The organism is Mesorhizobium sp. BHbdii (assembly GCF_053848045.1).
Genome location: NZ_JBSPKX010000049.1, coordinates 1 through 759, shown reverse-complemented (window position 1 = coordinate 759; position 759 = coordinate 1). Strand labels below are relative to the sequence as shown.

At 58.8% G+C, this 759-nt stretch carries 1 pseudogene; it reads left to right on the top strand.

Features of this window, described 5'->3' with window-relative positions:
* Positions 1-484: 484 nt before the first annotated feature.
* Positions 485-721: pseudogene (locus tag ACWTU8_RS31720) on the top strand (transposase domain-containing protein); the annotation flags it as partial.
* Positions 722-759: the final 38 nt, after the last annotated feature.

Genomic DNA, 759 nt, shown 5'->3' with positions numbered 1-759 from the left:
AGTGCTGGTCATCATCGAGCTCCTCGACGATCAGACCGGCGGCCTGCATGAGGATTTGAGCGAGCGTCAGCAAGGCCTTCGCCCGCTCCACTTCGTTCATCCCCTCCAGCCTGTGGGGTTCGAATATCAGGCTCATCTGCCTGCCCGAGGTCGGTGCAGGCACGTTGTGCTGTTTCATCGACTTTCTCCCGTGCGATTCCATTCTCGCTTGGGAAGTTTGTGGAAACAGCGACCGGCATGACCAGCCTCTTCAGATCAGACAAGGCCGTGAGATCAACCTGTGGCGGGCCAAATGTCATGCCCGCGCAAGCGGCCGAATCCACCATCCAGCCTGGAATCGATACGACAACGCCCGATGGGTATTGCACCTTGAGAAACTGGCCAGTTACCCGCTGCTCCACACGCCGCACGCTGACCTTTCGGCCAAAATATGGATGCCAGCGATAATGAACTTCCACTTCGTCCCCGACATGGGCACAATGAACGGGTGATGGCTCTCGGTAGAAAGTCATGGTTGTTCTGCGGTTCCGATCGCGGCGGACAGCGCGCTGCCGTTCTCTACAGCCTGATCGTCAGCGCCAAGATGAACGACGTCGACCCTCAGGCCTGGCTCGCCGATATCCTGGCGCGCATCGCGGCCCACCCAACACAGCGGATCGATGATTTGCTGCCGTGGAATTGGAGATCCGCAAAACTGCGGATCCAACCAGCGGCAGCCTGATCATGCAGCGCAATAAGGTGCATCACGTCTCCACCGTC